This is a genomic window from Caulobacter sp. UNC358MFTsu5.1 (genome assembly GCF_000712075.1).
In the GTDB taxonomy this organism is placed as follows: Bacteria; Pseudomonadota; Alphaproteobacteria; order Caulobacterales; family Caulobacteraceae; genus Caulobacter.
Map to the genome: position 1 here is coordinate 329,030 of NZ_JONW01000009.1, position 18,677 is coordinate 347,706.

Below are 18,677 nucleotides of genomic sequence, written 5' to 3' on the forward strand. Positions count from 1 at the left end.
CCTCCGCCCCGCGCCGCCCGATACCTACCGGACCCAGGAGGATCGCCGATGACGACGATGACGGGCGCGGAAGCCGCCGTGCGGATGCTGCAACATCACGGGGTCCGGCACGTCTTCGGCCTGTGCGGCGACACCAGCCTGCCGTTCTACGACGCGCTGCATCGGCTGGATCACGGCGTCGACCACATCCTGACCCGCGACGAGCGCAGCGCCGCCTACATGGCCGACGCCTATGCGCGCCTCTCGGGCCGGGCCGGGGTGTGCGAAGGCCCCAGCGGGGGCGGCGCCACCTACATCCTGCCCGGCGTGATCGAGGCCAACGAGTCATCGATCGCCCTGGTCTCGATCACCTCCGACATCCCCGTCACCGCGCGCGGCCGCTATCCGCTGACCGAGCTCGACCAGAAGGCCCTGTTCCGCCCTCTGACCAAGTGGAACACGGTCGTCGACCACGTCTCGCAGGTGCCGCACGTCTTCAGGACGGCGTTCCGGGCCGCGACCACCGGCCGCCCCGGCGCGACCCACATCGGCCTGCCCTACGACCTCCAGAAGCAGACCTTCGATTTCGACCTCTGGGCCCAGGCCGAGCACGGCGTCTTCCCTGCGTTCCGGACGGGGCCGTCGCCGGACCTCGTCGCCGCGGCGGCCGAGACGATCCTGGCCGCTAGGCGGCCGGTCTTCGTCTGCGGCGGCGGGGCGATCATCTCGGGAGCCACCGCCGAGTTCGCGGCCCTGGCCGAACTCCTGGACGCCCCGGTCGCGTCCACCGTCAGCGGCCACGGCGTGATCCCCGACGACCATCCCCTGGCGGTCGGCGTGGTCGGCGCCAACGGGGGCACCGACGAGACCCGCGAGGTCGTCGCCGGCGCCGACACCGTGATCTTCGTCGGCTGCCGCGCGGGCTCGACCACCACCGAACACGGCGAGGTCCCCGGCCGGGAGGTCCCGATCGTCCACATCGACGTCGATCCCATGGTCGTCGGCTCCAACTACCGGGTCGAGGCCGGCCTGGTCGGCGACGCCAAGCTCTGTCTCTCGGCCCTGGTCGCGGAGATCGCCCGCCGCCTGGAGGACGCGCCGCGCGCGACGGGCGCGGCCGAGCGCCTGGCCGCCATGCGCCAGGCCAAGCGCGCCCGGTTCGAGCGCCAGGCCGGCTCGACCGACCGTCCGATCCGTCCCGAGCGCGTGCTGGCCGCCCTGCAGGCCGCCCTGCCCCGCGACTCCGTGATCGTGGCCGACCCCGGCACGCCCTGCCCCTACTTCTCCGGCCACTACGACTTCAACACCGCCGGCCGGCGTTTCATCACCAACCGCGCGCACGGCGCGCTGGGTTTCTCGCTGCCCGCCGCCGTCGGCGCCTGCTACGGCGCGCCCAACGCCAAGGTGGTGGCGGTTATGGGCGACGGCAGCTTCGGCTTCGCGGTGGGCGAACTGGAGACGATCGTCCGCAAGCGGCTGCCGATCACGCTGGTGGTGTTCTCGAACGCCTCGTACGGCTGGATCAAGGCCAGCCAGAAGAGCGGCTACGGCGCGCGCTATTTCTCGGTCGATTTCAACCGCTCGGACCACGCGCGCATCGCCGAGGCCTTCGGCCTGAAGGCCTGGACGGTGGCCGATCCGGCCGAGCTGGACGGCGTCGTGCGCCAGGCCGTCGCCCACGACGGTCCGACCCTGATCGACGTGATCTCCCAGCCGCTCGAGGAGTCGGCGGTCCCGGTCAGCCGCTGGATGGGCTAGGCCCCGCCCCGGCTATTTCCGCGCGACCGAATAGGTCAGGTTGGCGTTGCGCGTCGCCTGGAACGCCTCCAGCGACATGCCCTTCATGGCCGCGTAGATCTGCGGATTGGGCGCGCCCACCACCGCCCCCAGCTTCTCCAGCACGAAGAAGATCGCGCCGTACCGGATCAGGCCGCGCCAGTCCCGGGTCTCGATCAGCCGGCGCTCCTCATCGCTCAGCCCGGCGGCTTCGAAGGCGGCCCCGGGATCGGCCAGGAACCGCTCGCGGGCGGCCGGCTCGATCAGGCCCTGCAGGAAGCGGTTGATGCGATAGGCCCTGCCGCTGACCTCCAGGGTGAACGGATAGGTGCCCTCCAGCGCCTCGACGCTCGCCAGTTGCCGGGTGGCCTCTTCCCGGATCCGGGCGACCTCGGCCTCGTCCGCCGCCGCCCCCTCGTCCTCGTACAGCGTGGTGGCGATCGCGGTCATCGACGGCAGGTAGTAGGTCCGGTGCCGGCAGACGACATGGCCCGACAGCGCCCCGCGCATGATCAGCCACATGATCACCTCGGCGCTCTCGAAGCCGCCCAGCCGCGCATAGTCGGCGTGGGTCATCTCGGCAAGGCGCTCGGGATCGCGTTCGAGGAGATCGAGGAATTCCTCGTCCCAGGCGGTGTTGTTGAACCCCGCGCGCTCGCCGTGGACCTGGTGCGAGAGGCCGCCCGTGGCGATCACGACCACCCTCGCCTCTTCCGGCCAGGCGTCGATCGCCTTGCGCAGCGCCCGGCCGAGGTTCAGGCAGCGCCGCGCCGAGGGGGCCGGAAACTGCAGCACGCCGCATTGCAACGGCACGATCGGGATCGGCCAGGCGTCGCCTTCCGGCGGCGTCAGCAGCGACAGCGGCGACAGGCAGCCGTGGTCCAGCGGCTTGTGCTGGAACACCGACAGGTCGAAGTCCTGGGCCATGACCGCCCGGGCCAGCCAGCGCGCAAGGGCGGCGTGCCCCGGAACCGGCGGCAGGTCGCGCGGACCCCCGCCCTCGTCGGCCACGTCGTAGGTTTCGCCGACGCCCAGCGCGAACGCCGAATAGTGATCGAAGGAGAACGAGGTGACGTGGTCGTTGTAGATCACCACCAGGGCGTCCGGCCGCTGCTCGGCCAGCCACGCCTTCAGCGGCTCGAACGCCTCGAAGATCGGCTTCCAGACGGGATCCTGCGACAGGTTTCGGTCCCGGGCGTAGCCGATGGTCGGCGTGTGGGAGACGCCGATCGCGCCGATCAATCTGGCCATGCGTTCGCCTCCGCTCGCCGTGGCTCTAGCACAAGCCCGATCCGCCCGGCCTATAACTTAAGCCGGGCGGGTATAACGTCGGCGGCCGCTAGAACCGCTTGTTGAAGGTCACGACGAACTCGCGCCCGCGGTTGTAGGCGATCTCGGCGTAGCCCGAGCTGGTGCCCAGGGACGAGTTGCCGGCCAGCGGATAGATCTCGTCGGTGACGTTGTTGATCGCCGCCTGCAGCTTCCAGTCGCCCGAGGCGCTCTGCAGCACCGCTCCCAGGTTCAGGCGGGTCACCGCGTCGTTCTGGGCGATCTCGGGCGTGTTGCCCGCGTCGAAGAACTGGCTGGCGGTGTAGACGATCTCGGCGCGCGGGATCAGGCTCAGGTCGCCGTTGATGTCGTAGGTGTAGGCGATCGAGACGTTGCCCTGCCATTCGGGCGTATAGGGCAGCTGGCTGTCGGTGGTCACCGAGGTGGTGGCGCCGACGATCGAGGACACCTCGTCGATGCTGTCGTCGAGATAGCTGAAGCCGCCCTCGATCGCGATCGCCGAGGTCGGGATGTAGGTGAACTCCACCTCCGCCCCCTTGATCGAGGCCTCGCCGGCGTTGAACAGCAGCGGCGCGGTGCCGACGCGATAGGTGAACTGCAGGTCCTCGTAGTCGGTCGAGAAGATGTCGCCGTTGATCCGCAGCTTGCCGCCCTTGTCGAACTTGGCGCCCAGCTCGAGGGTCTCGGCCTTCTCGGGATCGAAGGACGGCGGCTGGCCGCCCGGGACGACGCCGTTGAAGCGGCTGTTGAAGCCGCCGCTCTTGAAGCCCTGCGACCAGCTTGCATAGGTCATCAGCGCCGGGCTCCAGCGGTACTGGGCCTGGAACGAGCCCGTCGTCGCCGAGAACTCCCGCTCGTAGAGCTTGTAGGGGACGTAGAGCACGCTGGGGTTCGAGTAGTTGAACTGCAGCGGACGCGAGCCCTTGGTCTCCTCGGTGTGGCGCACGCCGGCCGCCACGCTGAAGGCGTCGGTGAAGTTGTAGGTCCACTGGGTGAAGGCCGCCCAGTTTCTGTTGCGGATGTCGTTGTTGTTGCTGTCCTTGGTGCCCTGCGGGCTGGGCGGGGGCGACAGGGTGACGGTCAGGACGTCGTCCACCGACTGGCGGAAGAAGAACAGCCCCGCCACGCCGCTCAGCTTCTTGGAGGCGTAAAGCGCCTGGAACTCCTGGCTGACCTGGAAGCCCTTGCTCACGTAGTCGGTGTGGAGGATCGGGAACGGCGTATTGTCGGCGTCGCGCCGGCCGGCCCATTCCAAGCGGCGATAGGCGCTGATCGACTTCAGGGTCAGGGCCTCGGTCAGCCGCCATTCCAGCAGCAGCGAGCCGCCGATGTTCTCCAGGTCGCTGTTGACCGGATTGGTGCCGTTGTTGGCGTACTTGCCGGCCCCGTAGAAGTCGTTGGCGCAGCGCTTGTCGTTGACCATCGGGACGGTCGTGCCCACCGAGGTCATCCCGGGGCATCCCGCCGCGAAGCTGACCGAGCGCGGGAAGGCCGAGGTCTCGTTGATCGCCGCGAAGACCAGGGGCGCGCCGTTCTCATCGGACTTGGTGTAGTCGGCGCGCAGTTCGGCGGTGAAGTTGTCGGTCGGCAGCCACTCCACCTTGCCGGTCAGGGTGAAGGTGTTCACGTCGCCCAGCTTCTCGCCGTCGTAGAGGCGGGTGACGTAGCCGTCCTGGACGCGCGACCCGTAGGTCCAGCGGGTGAGCAGCTTGTCGGTGATCGGCACGTCGACCGCCAGGACCCCCTCGCGCAGGTTGTCGGTCCCGAAGCCGGCCTTGAAGTTGCCGCCGAAGCTGGAGCCCGGCGCCTCGGTGGTCAGCAGGATGGCCCCGCCGATGGTGTTGCGGCCGAACAGCGTCCCTTGCGGGCCGCGCAGGACCTGGACCCCGGCGATGTCGCGGAAGTCCATCACCCCGCCGACGGCCGAGCCCATGTAGACGTCGTCGATGTAGAGACCGACGCCCGGATCGACCCCGGCGGTCGCGTCGGTCTGGCCGACGCCGCGGATGAATATCTGGGCGGCCGCCGAATTGCCGGTCAGCGGCGAGACGGGCGCGAACTGCAGGCTGGGCGTGGCGTCGTCGAGATCGGCGGTGCTGTCGATCTGGCGCCGTTCGAGCGACTCGCCGGTAAAGGCGGCGACCGAGACGGGCGTGTCCTGGAGGTTCTCCGCCACCCGCCGCGCCGTGACCACGACCTCCTCGACCTGAAAGCCGCCCTGCGCCTGACCAGGGGTCGATGATTGCTGGGCGAAAGCCGTTCCGCCCCAGAAGCTCGTCGCCAAGGCCGTCGCGGCCAACAGGATCGAACGTTTCGCCATGTCTTCCCCCCCATACCGGCGGCGGACTTTCGACCACCGCCCAGGCCGTCGAAGCGGCCAGGATTCCGGGTTCTTCGACCCGTGATCCTTGAGCTAACAGAAGGGGTTATCGCGCTCGGTATAGGAAAACCCTCCGACCTATAACCGGATCGCCGGAGCGGTCGCCGGGCGTTTCTCCGGTCGCGCCCGATTTGGTTATAGCTCGCGCCCAAAATGCATAGGCCGCGCTCGGACGCCGGGTGCTAGCCAAGGCCTCGCCCCGTCGCGACCGCGTCGGCGGGCCGGAGGAGCGGCATGAACCAGGTGGTCACGAACGTCCCGCGCGCGCCGCGCGAAGCCGTGGAGGCTCTCTCGGCCTTCGGCGTGGCCACGGTCCACGAGGCCCAGGGCCGCACCGGCCTGATGTCGCCGAAGCTCCGCCCGATCTGGCCCGGCGCCCATGTCGCCGGAACGGCCGTCACCGTCTCGGCCCCGCCGGGCGACAACTGGATGCTGCATGTGGCCATCGAGCAGTGCCAACCCGGCGACGTCCTGGTGGTCGCTCCCACCTCCGCCAGCGACGCGGGCTATTTCGGCGACCTGCTGGCCACCTCCCTGATCGCGCGCGGCGTGCGCGGCCTGGTGATCGACGCCGGCGTGCGGGACGTGGCCGCATTGAAGGCCATGGGCTTTCCGGTGTGGTCCAGCGCCGTCTCCGCCCAGGGCACGGTCAAGGCCACGCTGGGCAGCGTCAACGTACCGGTTGTCTGCGGCGGCGCCCTGGTCCGCCCCGGCGACGTGATCGTCGCCGACGACGACGGCGTGGTGGTGGTCCAGCGGCTGGAGGCCGAGACCGCCCTCGCCGCCTCGCGCAAGCGCGAAGCCGCCGAGGTCGAGAAACGCGCCCAGCTGGCCGCCGGCGTCCTGGGTCTGGACCTCTATCGGATGCGCGAGCCGCTGAGGGCCGCCGGCCTGGTCTATGTCGAGAGCCGGGACGCCTGACGGATGCAGACCGCCATCCCCTGCCTGGTCATGCGCGGCGGCACCTCCAAGGGCCTCTATTTCAACGCCGCCGACCTGCCCGCCGACCCTGCCCTGCGCGACCGCGTCCTGCTGGCGGCCATGGGCTCGCCCGACCCGCGCCAGATCGACGGCCTGGGCGGGGCCGACTCCCTGACCAGCAAGGTCGCGGTGATCTCGCCCTCGGCCCGGCCCGACGCCGACGTCGACTACCTCTTCCTGCAGGTCTCGGTCGCCGAGGCCGCCGTCACCGATCGCCAGAACTGCGGCAACATCCTCGCGGGCGTCGGCCCCTTCGCGATCGAGCGCGGCCTGGTGACGCCCGGTCCCGCCCGAACGGACGTGCGCATCTTCATGCGCAACACCGACGGCCTGGCCACGGCCCGGATCCAGACCCCGGGCGGCCATGTGGCGTACGACGGCGATTGCCGGATCGACGGCGTCCCCGGCTCGGCGGCGCCGATCCCCCTGGTCTTCGCCGACGTCGCCGGCTCCTCCTGCGGCGCCCTGCTGCCGACGGGTGAGGTCGTGGACACCATCGAGGGCGTGGCGGTCACCTGCATCGACAACGGCATGCCCGTGGTGATCGTCCGCGCCGCCGACCTGGGCGTGCGGGGCGACGAGGCGCCGGCCGTCCTCGAAGCCGATGCCGCTCTCCGCGCCAAGGTGGAGGCCATCCGGCTGGAGGCCGGTCGCCGCATGAACCTGGGCGACGTCTCCGGCACGACGGTGCCGAAGGTCGCCCTGGTCTCGCCGCCCCTCGCCGGCGGCGCGCTGTCGACCCGCAGCTTCATCCCGCACACCGTGCACAAGGCCATCGGCGTGTTCGGCGCGGTCAGCGTCGCCACCGCCGCCTGCCTGCCCGGCTCGGTCGCGGCGTCGGTCGCGATCCTGCCTTCGCTGTCGGGCGAGGTCGCCGTCAGCGTCGAACACCCGACCGGCGAGTTCACGGCCCTGCTGAGCCTGTCGCCTGACGGCGAGGTCGTCTCGGCCGCCCTGCTGCGCACGGCGCGCCTGCTGATGGCCGGCCAGGTGTTCGTGCCGGCGTCCGTCTGGGACGGTCGCCGATGAGCCCGCGCCTGGCCCTGATCGGGTACGGCGAGGTCGGCCGCATCCTGCACGCCGACCTCGTCGCCCGCGGCGTCTCGGACATCGTCGTCCACGACCGCCTGTTCGCCGATCCCGCCTCCCCGCCCTCCCGCGCCGCCGCCGAAGACCAGGCGCGGGTCGCGTCCGGTCTCGCCGAGGCCTGCGCGGGGCGCGACCTCGTCATCAGCGCCGTGACGGCCGGCGAGGCCCTGAACGTCGCCCGCGCCGCAAGGCCGCACCTCGACCAGGCCTGGTTCCTGGACCTCAATTCGGTCTCGCCGCAGACCCGTAAGGCCGAGGCCGACGCTTTGGCCGGGAGCAAGGCCCGTTATGTCGAGGGCGCGGTCATGGCGCCGATCGGCCCCAAGCGCCAGCAGACCCCGATCCTCCTGGGCGGGCCCCACGCCGCCGCCGTCGCGCCCTTGCTGGACGCGCTCGGCTTCTCGGTCTCCCCGGCCGGCGAGGAGATCGGCCGCGCCTCGGCGATCAAGCTCTCCCGCAGCATCTTCGTGAAGGGACTGGAGGCGATCGTCACCGAAAGCCTGGCCAGCGCGCGCCACTACGGCGTGGAGGCCGAGGTGCTGGCTTCGCTGGGCAACACCCTGCCCCATCCCGATTGGCCGGCCCTGGCGCGCTACCTGCTGACCCGCCCGCTGGTCCACGGCAAGCGCCGCAGCGAGGAGATGGCCGAGGCTGCGGGGATGCTGGCCGCCGCCGGCCTCGACGCCTCGATGACCCGCGGAACCGTCGAGGTCCAGGCCCGCCAAGGCGCGCTGGGGCTGACCGGCGAACCCTTCGGTCGCCTGGAGGACTTGCTCGACTCCATCGCCGAGCGGACAACAGCCTTGTCCAGCCAGCGGAAATCCTAGTGCGACGCTATCTCCAACAGCGCCTGAAGTTCCGCCACCTCCGGGTGATCGACGCGATCATCACGCACGAGAGCATCCTGCAGGCCGCCAAGGCCCTGGGCCTGTCCCAGCCGGCCCTGACCAAGAGCCTGCAGGAGATCGAGGAGATCGTCGGCGCGCGCCTGTTCGACCGCCACGCGCGCGGCGTCGATCCCACGCCGTTCGGCCTGACGGTCGCGGCCTCGGCCCGCCGGCTGCTGTCCGAGATCAGCCGCCTGGAGGACGACCTGGACGCGCTGGAGGGCGGCGACGGCGGTCCGGTGATCGTCGGCGCCCTGCCGGTGGCGGCGGCCGGCGTGCTCCCCGGCGCCCTGGCGCGCCTGAAGATCGCCCGTCCCGACATCGAGGTGCGGGTCACCCAGGGCCGGACCGAGGAGCTGATCTCGCTGCTGACCCTGCGCGAGATCGACCTGATCATCGGCCAGCTCTACCCCATGCCCGAGGACGACGGCCTGATCCGCACGCCGTTCTATTCCGAGCCGATCTCGGTGCTGGCCCGCAGCGACCATCCGATCTTCGCCGAAGGGCTCGACACCGCCACGGCCCTGACCCGCTATCCGCTGGTCCTGCCCACGGTGTCCCAGCGCGTGGGCCGGGAGATCGACGGCCTCCTGGCCGAGATGGCCGTCGAGCCGCGCCAGCCCCTGCGCTCCAGTTCGGCGGCGATGATCCGCGAGATCCTCTACGCCACCGACAATGTCGCGGTCATGCCGCACATGCTGCTGGCGGGCGACCTGCTGCGCGGCGCGGTCCGCCTCCTGCCCCTGGACATCCCCCAGCGCGCCCGTCCCGCGGGCCTTATCCGGCGCGGCGACACCCAGCTGCTGCGCAACGCCCAGGCCTTCGTCGACGCCGCGCGCGGCTATGTGGGCGAGATCGAGAACCGCCTCGCGAACCGGTTATAAGCGCCCGGCATAAGTTATAACGGCCGCCGGGCGTTGCTTGATATCTCCGGGGACGACCGCCGCTAAGGCGCTTGCACGATATCTCGAGGTTTGAGCGGTGATCATCGACTGCCACGGCCACTACACCACAGCGCCCGCCGCCCACGACGCCTGGCGCGAGGCGCAGACCTCGGCCTTCAAGATCGGCGGCGACATCGATCCGGCCTATCCGCGCATTTCCGACGACGAGATCCGCGAGACCATCGAGAACAACCAGCTGCGCCTGATCCGCGAGCGCGGCGCCGACATGACGGTCTTCTCGCCCCGCGCCTCGACCATGGCCCACCACGTGGGCGACGAGGCCGTCAGCCGGGCCTGGACCCGGCGCTGCAACGACCTGATCAAGCGCGTGGTCGACCTCTTCCCCGAGAGCTTCGTCGGGGTCTGCCAGCTGCCGCAGTCGCCGGGCGTGTCGGTCGAGCGCTCGATCGGCGAGCTGGAGCGTTGCGTCGAGGAACTGGGCTTCGTCGGCTGCAACCTCAATCCCGACCCCTCGGGCGGCCACTGGACCGCCCCGCCGCTGACCGACCGGTCCTGGTATCCGTTCTTCGAGAAGATGGTCGAGCTGGACGTCCCGGCCATGGTCCACGTCTCCGGCTCGTGCAACCACGCCTTCCACGCCACCGGCGCGCACTACATCAACGCCGACACCACGGCCTTCATGCAGTTCCTGCAGGGCGACCTCTTCAGCGACTTCCCCGACCTGCGCTTCATCATCCCGCACGGCGGCGGGGCGGTTCCCTACCACTGGGGCCGCTATCGGGGCCTGGCCGACATGCTGGGGAGGCCGCCCCTGCGCGACCACGTCATGAAGAACGTCTTCTTCGACACCTGCGTCTACCACCAGCCGGGCATCGACCTGCTGTTCCGGGTGATCGACGTCGACAACATCCTGTTCGGCTCGGAGATGGTCGGCGCGGTGCGCGGGGTCGATCCGGAGACGGGACAATATTTCGACGACACCAAGCGCTATGTCGACGCCCTGCCGATCCCCGAATCCGACAAGCGCAAGGTGTTCGAGCTCAACGCTCGTCGGATCTATCCGCGCCTGGACACGATCCTGAAACGGCAGGGACGGTAGGCCGGCCTGATCGGCGTCCAGATGCGGAACGACATTTTGCATCCAAAATATTGACCGATTGCATTCATGCATTGTAGTCCGGTGTCACGCCTGCTTTCGGGCGCTGACGACGGTGGACTGGCATGCGCGACGGCCCGATCAAGATACTGGTTCCGACCGGCTCCCTCGGGGCCGGCGCCTTGGAAGCCGAGGTCGCCTACGGCGTCGCCCAGGGCGCGCGCGCCATCGCCACCGACGCGGGTTCCACCGACAGCGGCGCGGCCTATCTCGCGCTGGGCATCTCGAAGAACAACCGCGGCTCGGTGAAGCGCGACCTGACCATCCTGATGAAGGCGGGCGCGCAGGCGGGCATCCCGCTGATCATCGGCACCAGCGGTCAGGCCGGCGGCGACCGCAACGTCGACTGGACCCGCGACATCGTGCTGGAGGTGGCCGGCGAACTCGGGATCAGCCCGAAGATCGCCCTGCTCTATTCCGAGCAGGACAAGGCCGACCTGAAGGCGCGCAACGCGGCCGGCAAGATCCGGCCCCTGCCGCCGCTGGGCCCGCTCGACGACGCCACGATCGACTCCTGCGAGCACATCGTCGCCGCCATGGGGCCCGAGCCCTACATGGCCGCGCTGCGCGGCGGGGCCGACATCATCCTGGGCGGCCGCACGACCGACACCGCCGTCATCGCCTGCTTCGCCCTGCTGCACGGCGCGCCGTCCGGCCCATCCTGGCACGCGGCCAAGATCGCCGAGTGCGGGGCCCAGGCCACGGCCGTGCGCAACAAGGGCGCCGGCGTGCTGATCAGTATCGGCGCCGACGGCTTCGAGGTCGAACCGCTCAGCTTCGACAACTGGTGCGATCCCGAGAGCGTCTCGGCCCACATGCTGTACGAGAACAGCGACCCGTTCCGGCTGACCGAGCCGGGCGGCGTGCTGGACGTGACCCAAGCGGTCTACACCCAGGCCGACAAACGGTCAGTGAAGGTCACCGGCTCGGTGTGGGAGCCCATGCCCTACACCCTGAAGCTGGAAGGCGCGGCGGCCAGCCGGTTCCAGACGGTCATGCTGATCGGCATCCAGGACCCCGACGTCCTGGCCGACATCGACACCTTCCACGACAACCTGCTGGAGGCGCTGAACCAGCGGGTGCACGCCACCATCGGCGCGGCGGCCGGCGACTTCCACATCTCGCTGCGGCTGTACGGCTGGAACGCCCTCTCGGGCGACAGGCCGCCGAAAGGCACGCCGCCGCCGCGCGAGGTCGGGGTGCTGTTCGTGGCCACCGCCGACACCCAGGAGATGGCCTCGCAGATCGCCAAGGCCTGCAACCCGTACTTCTTCCACTACCCGCTGTTCATGGACCGCGAGCTGCCCAGCTACGGCTTCGCCTTCAGCCCGGCGGACATCGATCGCGGCCCGGTCTTCGAATTCAAGCTCAACCACGTGGTCGAGGTCGACGATCCGCTGGAGCTGGTCCGCACCGTCTGGATCGACCTTCGCAACGAGGAGGCCGCGTGATGACCACGGTCAAGGACGTCTGCCGCCATGTGCGGTCCAAGAACGCCGGCCCCTTCTGGGTCACGGTCGACCTGTTCTTCGACGGCGAGGCGAACTTCCGGCGCTATCACGACAGCGCCGCCCTCGGGCCGGACCTGTTCGCGCGGCTCTACGGCGCCGACCCCACGCTGGTGAAGCGTTTCGCCGTGCCAAGCCTGCACGTCGTGAAGATCTCGTACCCGCGCGTCACCGCGCAGGGCGGCATGGTCGAGCGCGACATGCACGCGGGCCAGCAGTACGTGCGTCTGCTGGACGTCGAGCTGGACGCGGAGACGGTCGCGTGAGCGCCCTAACCGCCGAGACCGCCGCCGACGCCGAGGCCCGCCTGCGCGTCGACCTGGCCGCCGCCTACCGCCTGGTCGCGCTGTTCGGCTGGGACGACCTGGTCTTCACCCACATCTCGGCGCGTATCCCGGGGCCGGAGCACCACTTCCTGATCAATCCGTACGGCTGGATGTTCGAGGAGATCACCGCCGGTTCGCTGGTGAAGGTCGGGCTGGACGGCCAGGCGATCGGGCCGAACACCGCGATGGTCAATCCGGCCGGCTTCACCATCCATTCCGCGATCCACGAGGCGCGCGAGGACGCCGGCTGCGTCATCCACCTGCACACGGTGGCGGGGACGGCGGTGGCGTCGCAGGAGGAAGGCCTGCTGCCGCTGAACCAGACAGCCATGCTGCTGAACGGCCGCGTCGCCTACCACGATTTCGAGGGCGTGGCCCTGGACCACGACGAGCGCCCGCGCCTGGTCGCCGACCTGGGCGAGCGGGACGTGATGATCCTGCGCAACCACGGCACCCTGACGGTCGGCCGCACGGTGGCCCAGGCCTTCACCCAGATGTACTTCCTGGAGCGGGCCTGCGCGATGCAGGTGGCGGCCCAGGGCGGAACGGTCCGCCTGCCCGCCGATCCGGTGCAGGCCGTGGTCGAGCAGCAGAGCCAGGGCCTGGGTTTCGTCGCCGACCTGCTGGTCTGGCCGGCTCTGTTGCGCAAGCTCGACCGCGCGAACCCCGGCTACGCCGCATGACGGACTCCCGACGGGTGGTCGTCACCCAGCGCTTCTTCGACGACGCGACTGTCGCCTATCTCCAGGCCCACGGCTGCGAGGTGGTCCTAGCCGACCTGCCGCCGGGCAAGGGCGACGGCGACTTCACCCAAGCCGAGCTGGAGACCCTGCTCGCCGGCGCGGCCGGCTGGATCGTCGGCCATGCCCGCGTGACCCGCGAACTGATGGCCGTCCTGCCCGACCTGAAGATCGTCTCGCGCCGGGGCGTCGGCTACGAGCGCGTCGACTTGGAGGCGGCCCGCGACCTCGGCAAGGTCGTGGCGATCGCGGCCGGCGGCAACGACGCCTCGGTGGCCGACCACGCCATCGCGCTGATGCTCGCCGTCGGCCGCCGTTTCCGGGAGTCGCAGGCCAACATGCTGGCCGGGAACTGGTCGATCCTGATGGGCTCGGACCTGTACCGCAAGACCGTCGGCGTCGTCGGCGCCGGCCGCATCGGCCGCAGCGTCGTCCAGCGCCTGCGCGGCTTCGAAGCGAAGGTGCTGGTCGCCGGCAACCGCCGCGACGACGCCTGGGCCGCCGCCAACGACGTCACCTACGTGGACATGCCGACGCTGCTGGCCAGGTCGGATGTCGTCACCCTGCACGCCCCGCTGACGTCCGAGACGCGCCTGCTGATCGACGCCGAGGCCCTGGCGGCGATGAAGCCGGGCGCGATCCTGATCAACACCGCGCGCGGCGGACTGGTCGATGACGCCGCCCTGCTGGAGGCGCTGAAGAGCGGGCGCCTGGGCGGCGCGGGCCTGGACACCTTCATGAGCGAGAGCGACCCGGCCCTGAAGCCGGTCACCGACGCCCTGCTGGCCCTGCCCAACGTGGTCGCCACGCCGCACGCGGCCGCCTCGTCCCGCGAGGGTCTGGACCGCACCAACAGGGTCGCGGCGGAGTCGGTGGTGGCCGTGCTGGAAGGCCGCGATCCTGCGCCCGGCTGCGTTGTCGCCGACGGACGCCGGCGCTAGCCGATCCGGGGTCCCCGTGGAGGGGACCCCGACCTTCCTTCTATCGCACCGCCGCCGCGATCGCCTCGCCGCAGGCCACCGTGCCCAGCGGGCCGCCGAGGTCGCGGGTGCGCAGCGCCTGGTTGGCCAGCACCGCCTCGATGGCGGTCACCACGGCCGCCGCCGCCTCGCGCTCGCCCAGATGGTCGAGCATCAGCGCCGCCGCCCAGATCTGTCCCACCGGATTGGCGATCCACTGTCCGGCGATGTCGGGCGCCGAGCCGTGCACCGGCTCGAACAGCGAAGGGAACTTCCGCTCCGGATTGATGTTGGCCGCCGGGGCGATGCCGATGGTGCCGGTGCAGGCGGGGCCCAGGTCCGACAGGATGTCGCCGAACAGGTTGGAGGCCACCACCACGTCGAACCAGTCGGGGTGCTGCACGAAATGCGCGGTCAGGATGTCGATATGGTACTTGTCCCAGCGCACGTCCGGATAGCTGGCCGCCATCGCCTCCACCCGCTCGTCCCAGTAGGGCATGGTGATCGAGATGCCATTGGACTTGGTCGCGGAGGTGAGGTGCTTCTTCTCCCGGCGCTGGGCCAGGTCGAAGGCGTATTTCAGCACGCGGTCGACCCCGATGCGGGTCATCACCGTCTCCTGCACCACCACCTCGCGCTCGGTGCCGGGGAAGATCTTCCCGCCGATCGAGGAGTATTCGCCCTCGGTGTTCTCGCGCACGACGTAGAAGTCGATGTCGCCCGGCCCGCGCCCGGCCAGCGGGCTGGGCACGCCCGGCATCAGCTTCACGGGGCGCAGGTTCACATACTGATCGAACTCGCGCCGGAACTGGATCAGCGAGCCCCACAGCGAGACATGGTCAGGCACCGTCTCGGGCCAGCCGACCGCGCCGAAGAAGATGGCGTCATGACCACCGATCAGCGTCTTCCAGTCGTCCGGCATCATCTGGCCGTGCCGGAGATAGTAGTCGCAGGAGGCGAAATCGAAGTGGTCGTACTCGAACCGGCAGCCGTATTTCGCCGACACGGCGTCCAGCACGCGCAGGCCCTCGGGCACGACCTCCTTGCCGATCCCGTCCCCGGGGATGACTGCGATGCGGTAGGTGCGGTTGGTGCTCATCGGAACTCTCGGGAAGCGACGGACGGATCGATCAGGATCGCCCGGAAGTCGTTGACGTTTGTCAGGGTCGGGCCGGTGACCACAAGCCCCCCGACCGCCTGGAAGAAGCCGTAGCCGTCGTTGTCGTCCAGCCGGTCGCGGGCGTTGAGGCCCAGCCGCCGGGCCAGCGTCGGCGTCTCAGGCCCCAGCACGGCGCCGGCGTTGTCCTCGGAGCCGTCGATGCCGTCGGTGTCGGCGGCGAGGGCGTGCACGCCGGGCAGGCCGTCCAGCGCCACGGCCAGGGCCAGCAGGAACTCGGCGTTGCGCCCGCCGCGACCGCCGCCGCGCACGGTCACCGTGGTCTCGCCGCCGGACAGGACCGCCCAGCGGCCGCGTCGACGCCGGGTCAGGGCCATCAGGCATTGGACGAGATCGGCGTGCTCGCCCGCGATCTCCCGCGCCTCGCCCTCGATCCGGTCGCCCAGGACCACCGGCGTGTAGCCGTGCTCGCGCGCGACGGCGGCGGCGGCCTCCAGCGACTTGGCGGGCGTGGCGATCATCCGGACGTCGGCGCGAACCGCGTCCGGCCCGGGTGTCTCGCTGCGCGGATCCAGCAGCCAGGCGCGGACGGCGTCGGGTACGGTGTCCAGCCGACGCTCGAGGATCGCCAGGGCCTCGGCCGAGGTCCTCGGATCGCCCAGGGTCGGGCCCGAGGCGATCACCGCCGGGTCGTCGCCGGGCACGTCGGAGATGACCAGGGTGACCACCTTGGCCGGCGCGGCCGCCAGCGCCAGCCGGCCGCCCTTGATGGCCGAAAGATGCTTGCGCACGCAGTTGATCTCGCCGATCGGCGCGCCGGATTTCAGCAACGCCCGGGTGACCGCCTGCTTGTCGGCGAGGGTGACGCCCTCCCCCGGGGCCGCCAGCAGCGCCGAGCCGCCCCCGGAGAGCAGGCAGAGCACCAGGTCGTCCTCGGTGAGCCCCCTCACCCGCTCCAGGATCGCCTGGGCCGCCCGCGCCCCGGCCGCGTCGGACACCGGGTGGGCGGCCTCCACGACCTCGATGCGCTCGCAGGGGATCGCGTGCCCGTAGCGTGTGACCACCAGGCCCGACAGCGGTTCGGGCCAGTGCGTCTCGACGGCCCGCGCCATCGCCGCCGCCGCCTTCCCCGCCCCGACCACGATCGTCCGCCCGCGCGGCGGGTCCGGCAGGAACGACGGCAGCCGCGACGCCGGCGAGGCGGCGTCGACCGCGGCGTCGAACATGGCGCGAAGAAGGACCCCGGGCTGCATCAGCACCCCGGGGCCAGGGAAGGACCAGGGCCGCGTCGATGACGCGCGCCCGATCCGCTCGAGGTCATGGTCAGCGGGTCCAGTTGAAGGTCACGCCGAAGGTGCGCGGCGGGGCGTAGGCGCCGAAGTTCGCGCCCAGGAACGAGCCCTGGAAGGTGCGCGTGACCTCGTCGCTCAGGTTCTTGCCCCACAGGGACAGCGACCAGCGGTCGTGCGGCTCGGTGTAGACGATACGGCCGTCATAGAAATTGGTCGGCGACCGCCGTTCCGGACCCTCGTTGGAATTGTCGTCCCAGATGCTGCTTTCGTAGCGGTAGTCGATCGCGAAGCGCACCGCGCCGCCGCCCGCCAGCGACCAGTCATATGAGGGCGACAGCACCACCTTGTGCTTCGGCACGCGGGCGATCTGGTTGCCGGCGTAGCTGACACCGGGCTCGGCCTCGTACTCGTCGAACTTGGCGTCGGTGTAGCCGTAGGACGCCACCAGCTTGGCGCCGTGGAACGGCCGCCAGCTGAGATAGGTCTCGTAGCCCTTGATGGTGGCCGCGCCGGCGTTGTCGGTGACCACCGCGCCGCTGGGCACGGTCCGGCGGGTCTGCAGGTCGCTGTAGTCCATCCAGTAGAGGGTGTTGTTCCAGACCAGCGCGCCGCCCAGGAACGTGCTCTTCTGGCCGAGCTCGTACTGGGTGGCGTGCTCGGGATCGAACGCGTCGCCCGCCTCCTCCGCCGTCGCCGGCAGGTCCTGGAACCCGCCGCTTTTGAACCCGGTCGAGATCATCGCGTAGAACAGGTTGTTCTTGTCCGGCTGGAAGTTGACGCCGGTCCGCCAGGTCACCGCGTCGAACGAGGCCGAGGACGAGACGTCGAACGGCTCCTCGGCGCGGAACAGCGAGTCCCCGGCCAGGTCGTCGACGCGGTAGTCCTTCTTGTCCTTCGAGTAGCGCAGGCCGCCGATCACCGCGAAGCGCTCGCCCACCGGCACGGTGACGTCGCCGTAGACCGCGTAGCTCTTCAGCTGGGCGTCCTGGGTGAAGACCTCGGTTCCGGCCCCGCCGATGTCGAGCACCAGGGTGTCGGTCCGGTGCGTGTCGCTGTTGAAGTTGTAGAGGCCGACCACCCACTGGACCGGGCTGTCCGGCAGGGAGGAGAGCCGCAGCTCGTGGCTGGAGGCGTCGCTTGTCTCGGCGTTGCCGCCCTCGATGCCGATGAAGTTGGTCGACGGGTTGCCGCCGTCGAAGTCGTAATAGGTGTCGTAGTCGAGGTCGCGGTACGAGCCCAGATAGGTCAGGGTCGCGAACGACAGGTCCCAGTCGGCCTGGAAGCGCAGGCCCCAGGTGTCGCGGTCCTGGTGGCCGTCGATCGAGCCCGCCGAATGGTCGCGATCCCGATCCACGGTCCAGAAGGCCGCGTACGGGCTGCTGTCATCCAGATCGAGCACGTGCTGTCCCGGACCGGTGCCGCGGTCGCGCGTGCCGTCGACGCCCGCCTGGACGCGGAAGGTCGGGCTGAGTTCGGCCGCCACCTGGAACCGGCCGCTCAGGGTGTCCTGGTCCTCCAGCGAGCCGCCGGTGAAGGTGTTGTCGACATAGCCGTCATGCTTGCGCCAGGCGGCGCTGGCGCGCACGGCGGCCTTTCCGTCGGCGAAGGGCGCGTTGACGAAGCCCGCGCCCTCGAACCGGTCGTAGTTCCCGACCGTCGCCTCGACGCCCGTGTCGAAGCCGCTCAGGTTCGGGCGCTTGGACACGACATTGACCGCGCCGCCGACGACGTTGCGGCCGTACAGCGTGCCCTGGGGTCCCTTCAGCACCTCGATCCGCTCGACGTCGAACGCGTCGAAGGCGACCATGGCCGGGCGGCCCAGATAGATCTCGTCGAGGAAGACGGCCGAGCTCGGATCGCCCGCGGCCCCGCGGTCGGTCGAGCCGATGCCGCGGATGGCGATGCGCGGCTGCGAGGCCGGGAAGGCGTCGAACTCCAGGCCCGGCGTGCGGCTGGAGACGTCGTCGATCTCACGGATGCGGGCTTCCTTCACCTGCTCGGCGCCGAAGGCGGTCACGGTCACCGGCACGTCCTGCAGGCGTTCGCTGCGGCGCTGGGCGGTGACGACCACCTCGTCGAGCATGGCGTTGTCGGCCGACGCGGCCTGGGCCAGCGCGTGACCGGCGGACATCAGCGCCGTCGCGGCGACGCCACACGCCAGCACCTTGCGGCTCATCGAGACCATATCGCCCTCCCCTGGGGTCATTATTGAACCCCGTCTCAGCGGGGATGCCGGGACGATAGACAGCCTGGATGCTGTCGGTCAACAGATTGCATCCAATTTTATGTCTG

The 18,677-nt window shown here is 70.3% G+C and carries 15 protein-coding genes; 10 read left to right on the forward strand and 5 right to left on the reverse strand.

From position 1 onward, the window contains the following. The first annotated feature begins 48 nt into the window (after positions 1–48). On the forward strand, positions 49–1,737 hold the full coding sequence (locus tag BR39_RS0118845) for a thiamine pyrophosphate-binding protein (protein ID WP_029915043.1): 1,689 nt from the start codon (positions 49–51) through the stop codon (positions 1,735–1,737). Between the two features lie 12 nt (positions 1,738–1,749). Here the strand turns inward: BR39_RS0118845 and BR39_RS0118850 are convergent, their stop codons facing one another. Both BR39_RS0118850 and BR39_RS0118855 read right to left on the reverse strand, forming a co-directional pair. After that, entirely contained in the window at positions 1,750–3,006 is a 1,257-nt protein-coding gene (locus BR39_RS0118850; RefSeq protein WP_029915045.1) for a gallate dioxygenase, read from the reverse strand. A gap of 88 nt (positions 3,007–3,094) precedes the next feature. Continuing rightward, complete coding sequence (locus BR39_RS0118855; RefSeq protein ID WP_035018671.1) at positions 3,095–5,365, reverse strand: TonB-dependent receptor; 2,271 nt, start codon at positions 5,363–5,365, stop codon at positions 3,095–3,097. Between the two features lie 294 nt (positions 5,366–5,659). On the opposite strand from BR39_RS0118855, the gene BR39_RS0118860 reads away from it, so the two are divergent. From BR39_RS0118860 to BR39_RS0118900, 9 genes are all read left to right on the forward strand, one after another. Continuing rightward, positions 5,660–6,346, forward strand: a complete 687-nt coding sequence (locus BR39_RS0118860; protein ID WP_029915048.1) for a 4-carboxy-4-hydroxy-2-oxoadipate aldolase/oxaloacetate decarboxylase — start codon at positions 5,660–5,662, stop codon at positions 6,344–6,346. Between the two features lie 3 nt (positions 6,347–6,349). Continuing rightward, complete coding sequence (locus BR39_RS0118865) at positions 6,350–7,435, forward strand: 4-oxalomesaconate tautomerase (RefSeq protein ID WP_029915050.1); 1,086 nt, start codon at positions 6,350–6,352, stop codon at positions 7,433–7,435. Then, the gene (locus tag BR39_RS0118870) at positions 7,432–8,322 is read left to right on the forward strand and encodes an NAD(P)-dependent oxidoreductase (protein WP_035018673.1); all 891 of its coding nucleotides are present in this window, start codon (positions 7,432–7,434) and stop codon (positions 8,320–8,322) included. Before BR39_RS0118865 ends, BR39_RS0118870 begins: the two co-directional genes overlap by 4 nt. After that, positions 8,322–9,266, forward strand: coding sequence for a LysR substrate-binding domain-containing protein (locus tag BR39_RS0118875; protein ID WP_051695907.1), 945 nt, complete (start codon positions 8,322–8,324; stop codon positions 9,264–9,266). Before BR39_RS0118870 ends, BR39_RS0118875 begins: the two co-directional genes overlap by 1 nt. 97 nt (positions 9,267–9,363) lie before the next feature. Then, positions 9,364–10,386 carry an amidohydrolase family protein gene (locus tag BR39_RS0118880; RefSeq protein WP_029915057.1) on the forward strand — a complete coding sequence of 341 codons (1,023 nt, stop codon included), beginning with the start codon at positions 9,364–9,366 and terminating at the stop codon, positions 10,384–10,386. A 122-nt stretch (positions 10,387–10,508) separates the two neighbouring features. After that, positions 10,509–11,894, forward strand: a complete 1,386-nt coding sequence (locus tag BR39_RS0118885) for an acyclic terpene utilization AtuA family protein (protein WP_029915059.1) — start codon at positions 10,509–10,511, stop codon at positions 11,892–11,894. Then, the gene (locus tag BR39_RS0118890) at positions 11,894–12,217 is read left to right on the forward strand and encodes a DUF4387 domain-containing protein (protein ID WP_029915061.1); all 324 of its coding nucleotides are present in this window, start codon (positions 11,894–11,896) and stop codon (positions 12,215–12,217) included. Before BR39_RS0118885 ends, BR39_RS0118890 begins: the two co-directional genes overlap by 1 nt. Beyond that, complete coding sequence (locus BR39_RS0118895; protein WP_029915063.1) at positions 12,214–12,960, forward strand: class II aldolase/adducin family protein; 747 nt, start codon at positions 12,214–12,216, stop codon at positions 12,958–12,960. The genes BR39_RS0118890 and BR39_RS0118895 overlap by 4 nt, the downstream gene beginning before the upstream one ends. After that, complete coding sequence (locus BR39_RS0118900; protein WP_029915065.1) at positions 12,957–13,958, forward strand: phosphoglycerate dehydrogenase; 1,002 nt, start codon at positions 12,957–12,959, stop codon at positions 13,956–13,958. The genes BR39_RS0118895 and BR39_RS0118900 overlap by 4 nt, the downstream gene beginning before the upstream one ends. A 40-nt stretch (positions 13,959–13,998) precedes the next feature. Here the strand turns inward: BR39_RS0118900 and BR39_RS0118905 are convergent, their stop codons facing one another. The 3 genes from BR39_RS0118905 to BR39_RS0118915 all read right to left on the reverse strand — a co-directional run bounded on the left by BR39_RS0118905 (position 13,999) and on the right by BR39_RS0118915 (position 18,570). Next, positions 13,999–15,075 (reverse strand): tartrate dehydrogenase, encoded by a 1,077-nt coding sequence (locus BR39_RS0118905; RefSeq protein WP_029915067.1) that lies wholly within the window; start codon positions 15,073–15,075, stop codon positions 13,999–14,001. Next, complete coding sequence (locus BR39_RS0118910; protein ID WP_231499505.1) at positions 15,072–16,319, reverse strand: glycerate kinase; 1,248 nt, start codon at positions 16,317–16,319, stop codon at positions 15,072–15,074. The genes BR39_RS0118905 and BR39_RS0118910 overlap by 4 nt, the downstream gene beginning before the upstream one ends. Positions 16,320–16,416: 97 nt before the next feature. Further along, the gene (locus tag BR39_RS0118915; protein WP_035018674.1) at positions 16,417–18,570 is read right to left on the reverse strand and encodes a TonB-dependent receptor; all 2,154 of its coding nucleotides are present in this window, start codon (positions 18,568–18,570) and stop codon (positions 16,417–16,419) included. Positions 18,571–18,677 lie beyond the last annotated feature (107 nt).

Bases quoted from the DNA above. Each gene is read 5' to 3' on its own strand.
- BR39_RS0118885 (WP_029915059.1), top strand. From the start codon at position 10,509: ATGCGCGACGGCCCGATCAAGATACTGGTTCCGACCGGCTCCCTCGGG.
- BR39_RS0118870 (WP_035018673.1), top strand. From the start codon at position 7,432: ATGAGCCCGCGCCTGGCCCTGATCGGGTACGGCGAGGTCGGCCGCATC.
- BR39_RS0118865 (WP_029915050.1), top strand. From the start codon at position 6,350: ATGCAGACCGCCATCCCCTGCCTGGTCATGCGCGGCGGCACCTCCAAG.
- BR39_RS0118845 (WP_029915043.1), top strand. From the start codon at position 49: ATGACGACGATGACGGGCGCGGAAGCCGCCGTGCGGATGCTGCAACAT.
- BR39_RS0118860 (WP_029915048.1), top strand. From the start codon at position 5,660: ATGAACCAGGTGGTCACGAACGTCCCGCGCGCGCCGCGCGAAGCCGTG.
- BR39_RS0118910 (WP_231499505.1), bottom strand. From the start codon at position 16,319: ATGTTCGACGCCGCGGTCGACGCCGCCTCGCCGGCGTCGCGGCTGCCG.
- BR39_RS0118850 (WP_029915045.1), bottom strand. From the start codon at position 3,006: ATGGCCAGATTGATCGGCGCGATCGGCGTCTCCCACACGCCGACCATC.
- BR39_RS0118915 (WP_035018674.1), bottom strand. From the start codon at position 18,570: ATGGTCTCGATGAGCCGCAAGGTGCTGGCGTGTGGCGTCGCCGCGACG.
- BR39_RS0118855 (WP_035018671.1), bottom strand. From the start codon at position 5,365: ATGGCGAAACGTTCGATCCTGTTGGCCGCGACGGCCTTGGCGACGAGC.
- BR39_RS0118890 (WP_029915061.1), top strand. From the start codon at position 11,894: ATGACCACGGTCAAGGACGTCTGCCGCCATGTGCGGTCCAAGAACGCC.
- BR39_RS0118900 (WP_029915065.1), top strand. From the start codon at position 12,957: ATGACGGACTCCCGACGGGTGGTCGTCACCCAGCGCTTCTTCGACGAC.
- BR39_RS0118905 (WP_029915067.1), bottom strand. From the start codon at position 15,075: ATGAGCACCAACCGCACCTACCGCATCGCAGTCATCCCCGGGGACGGG.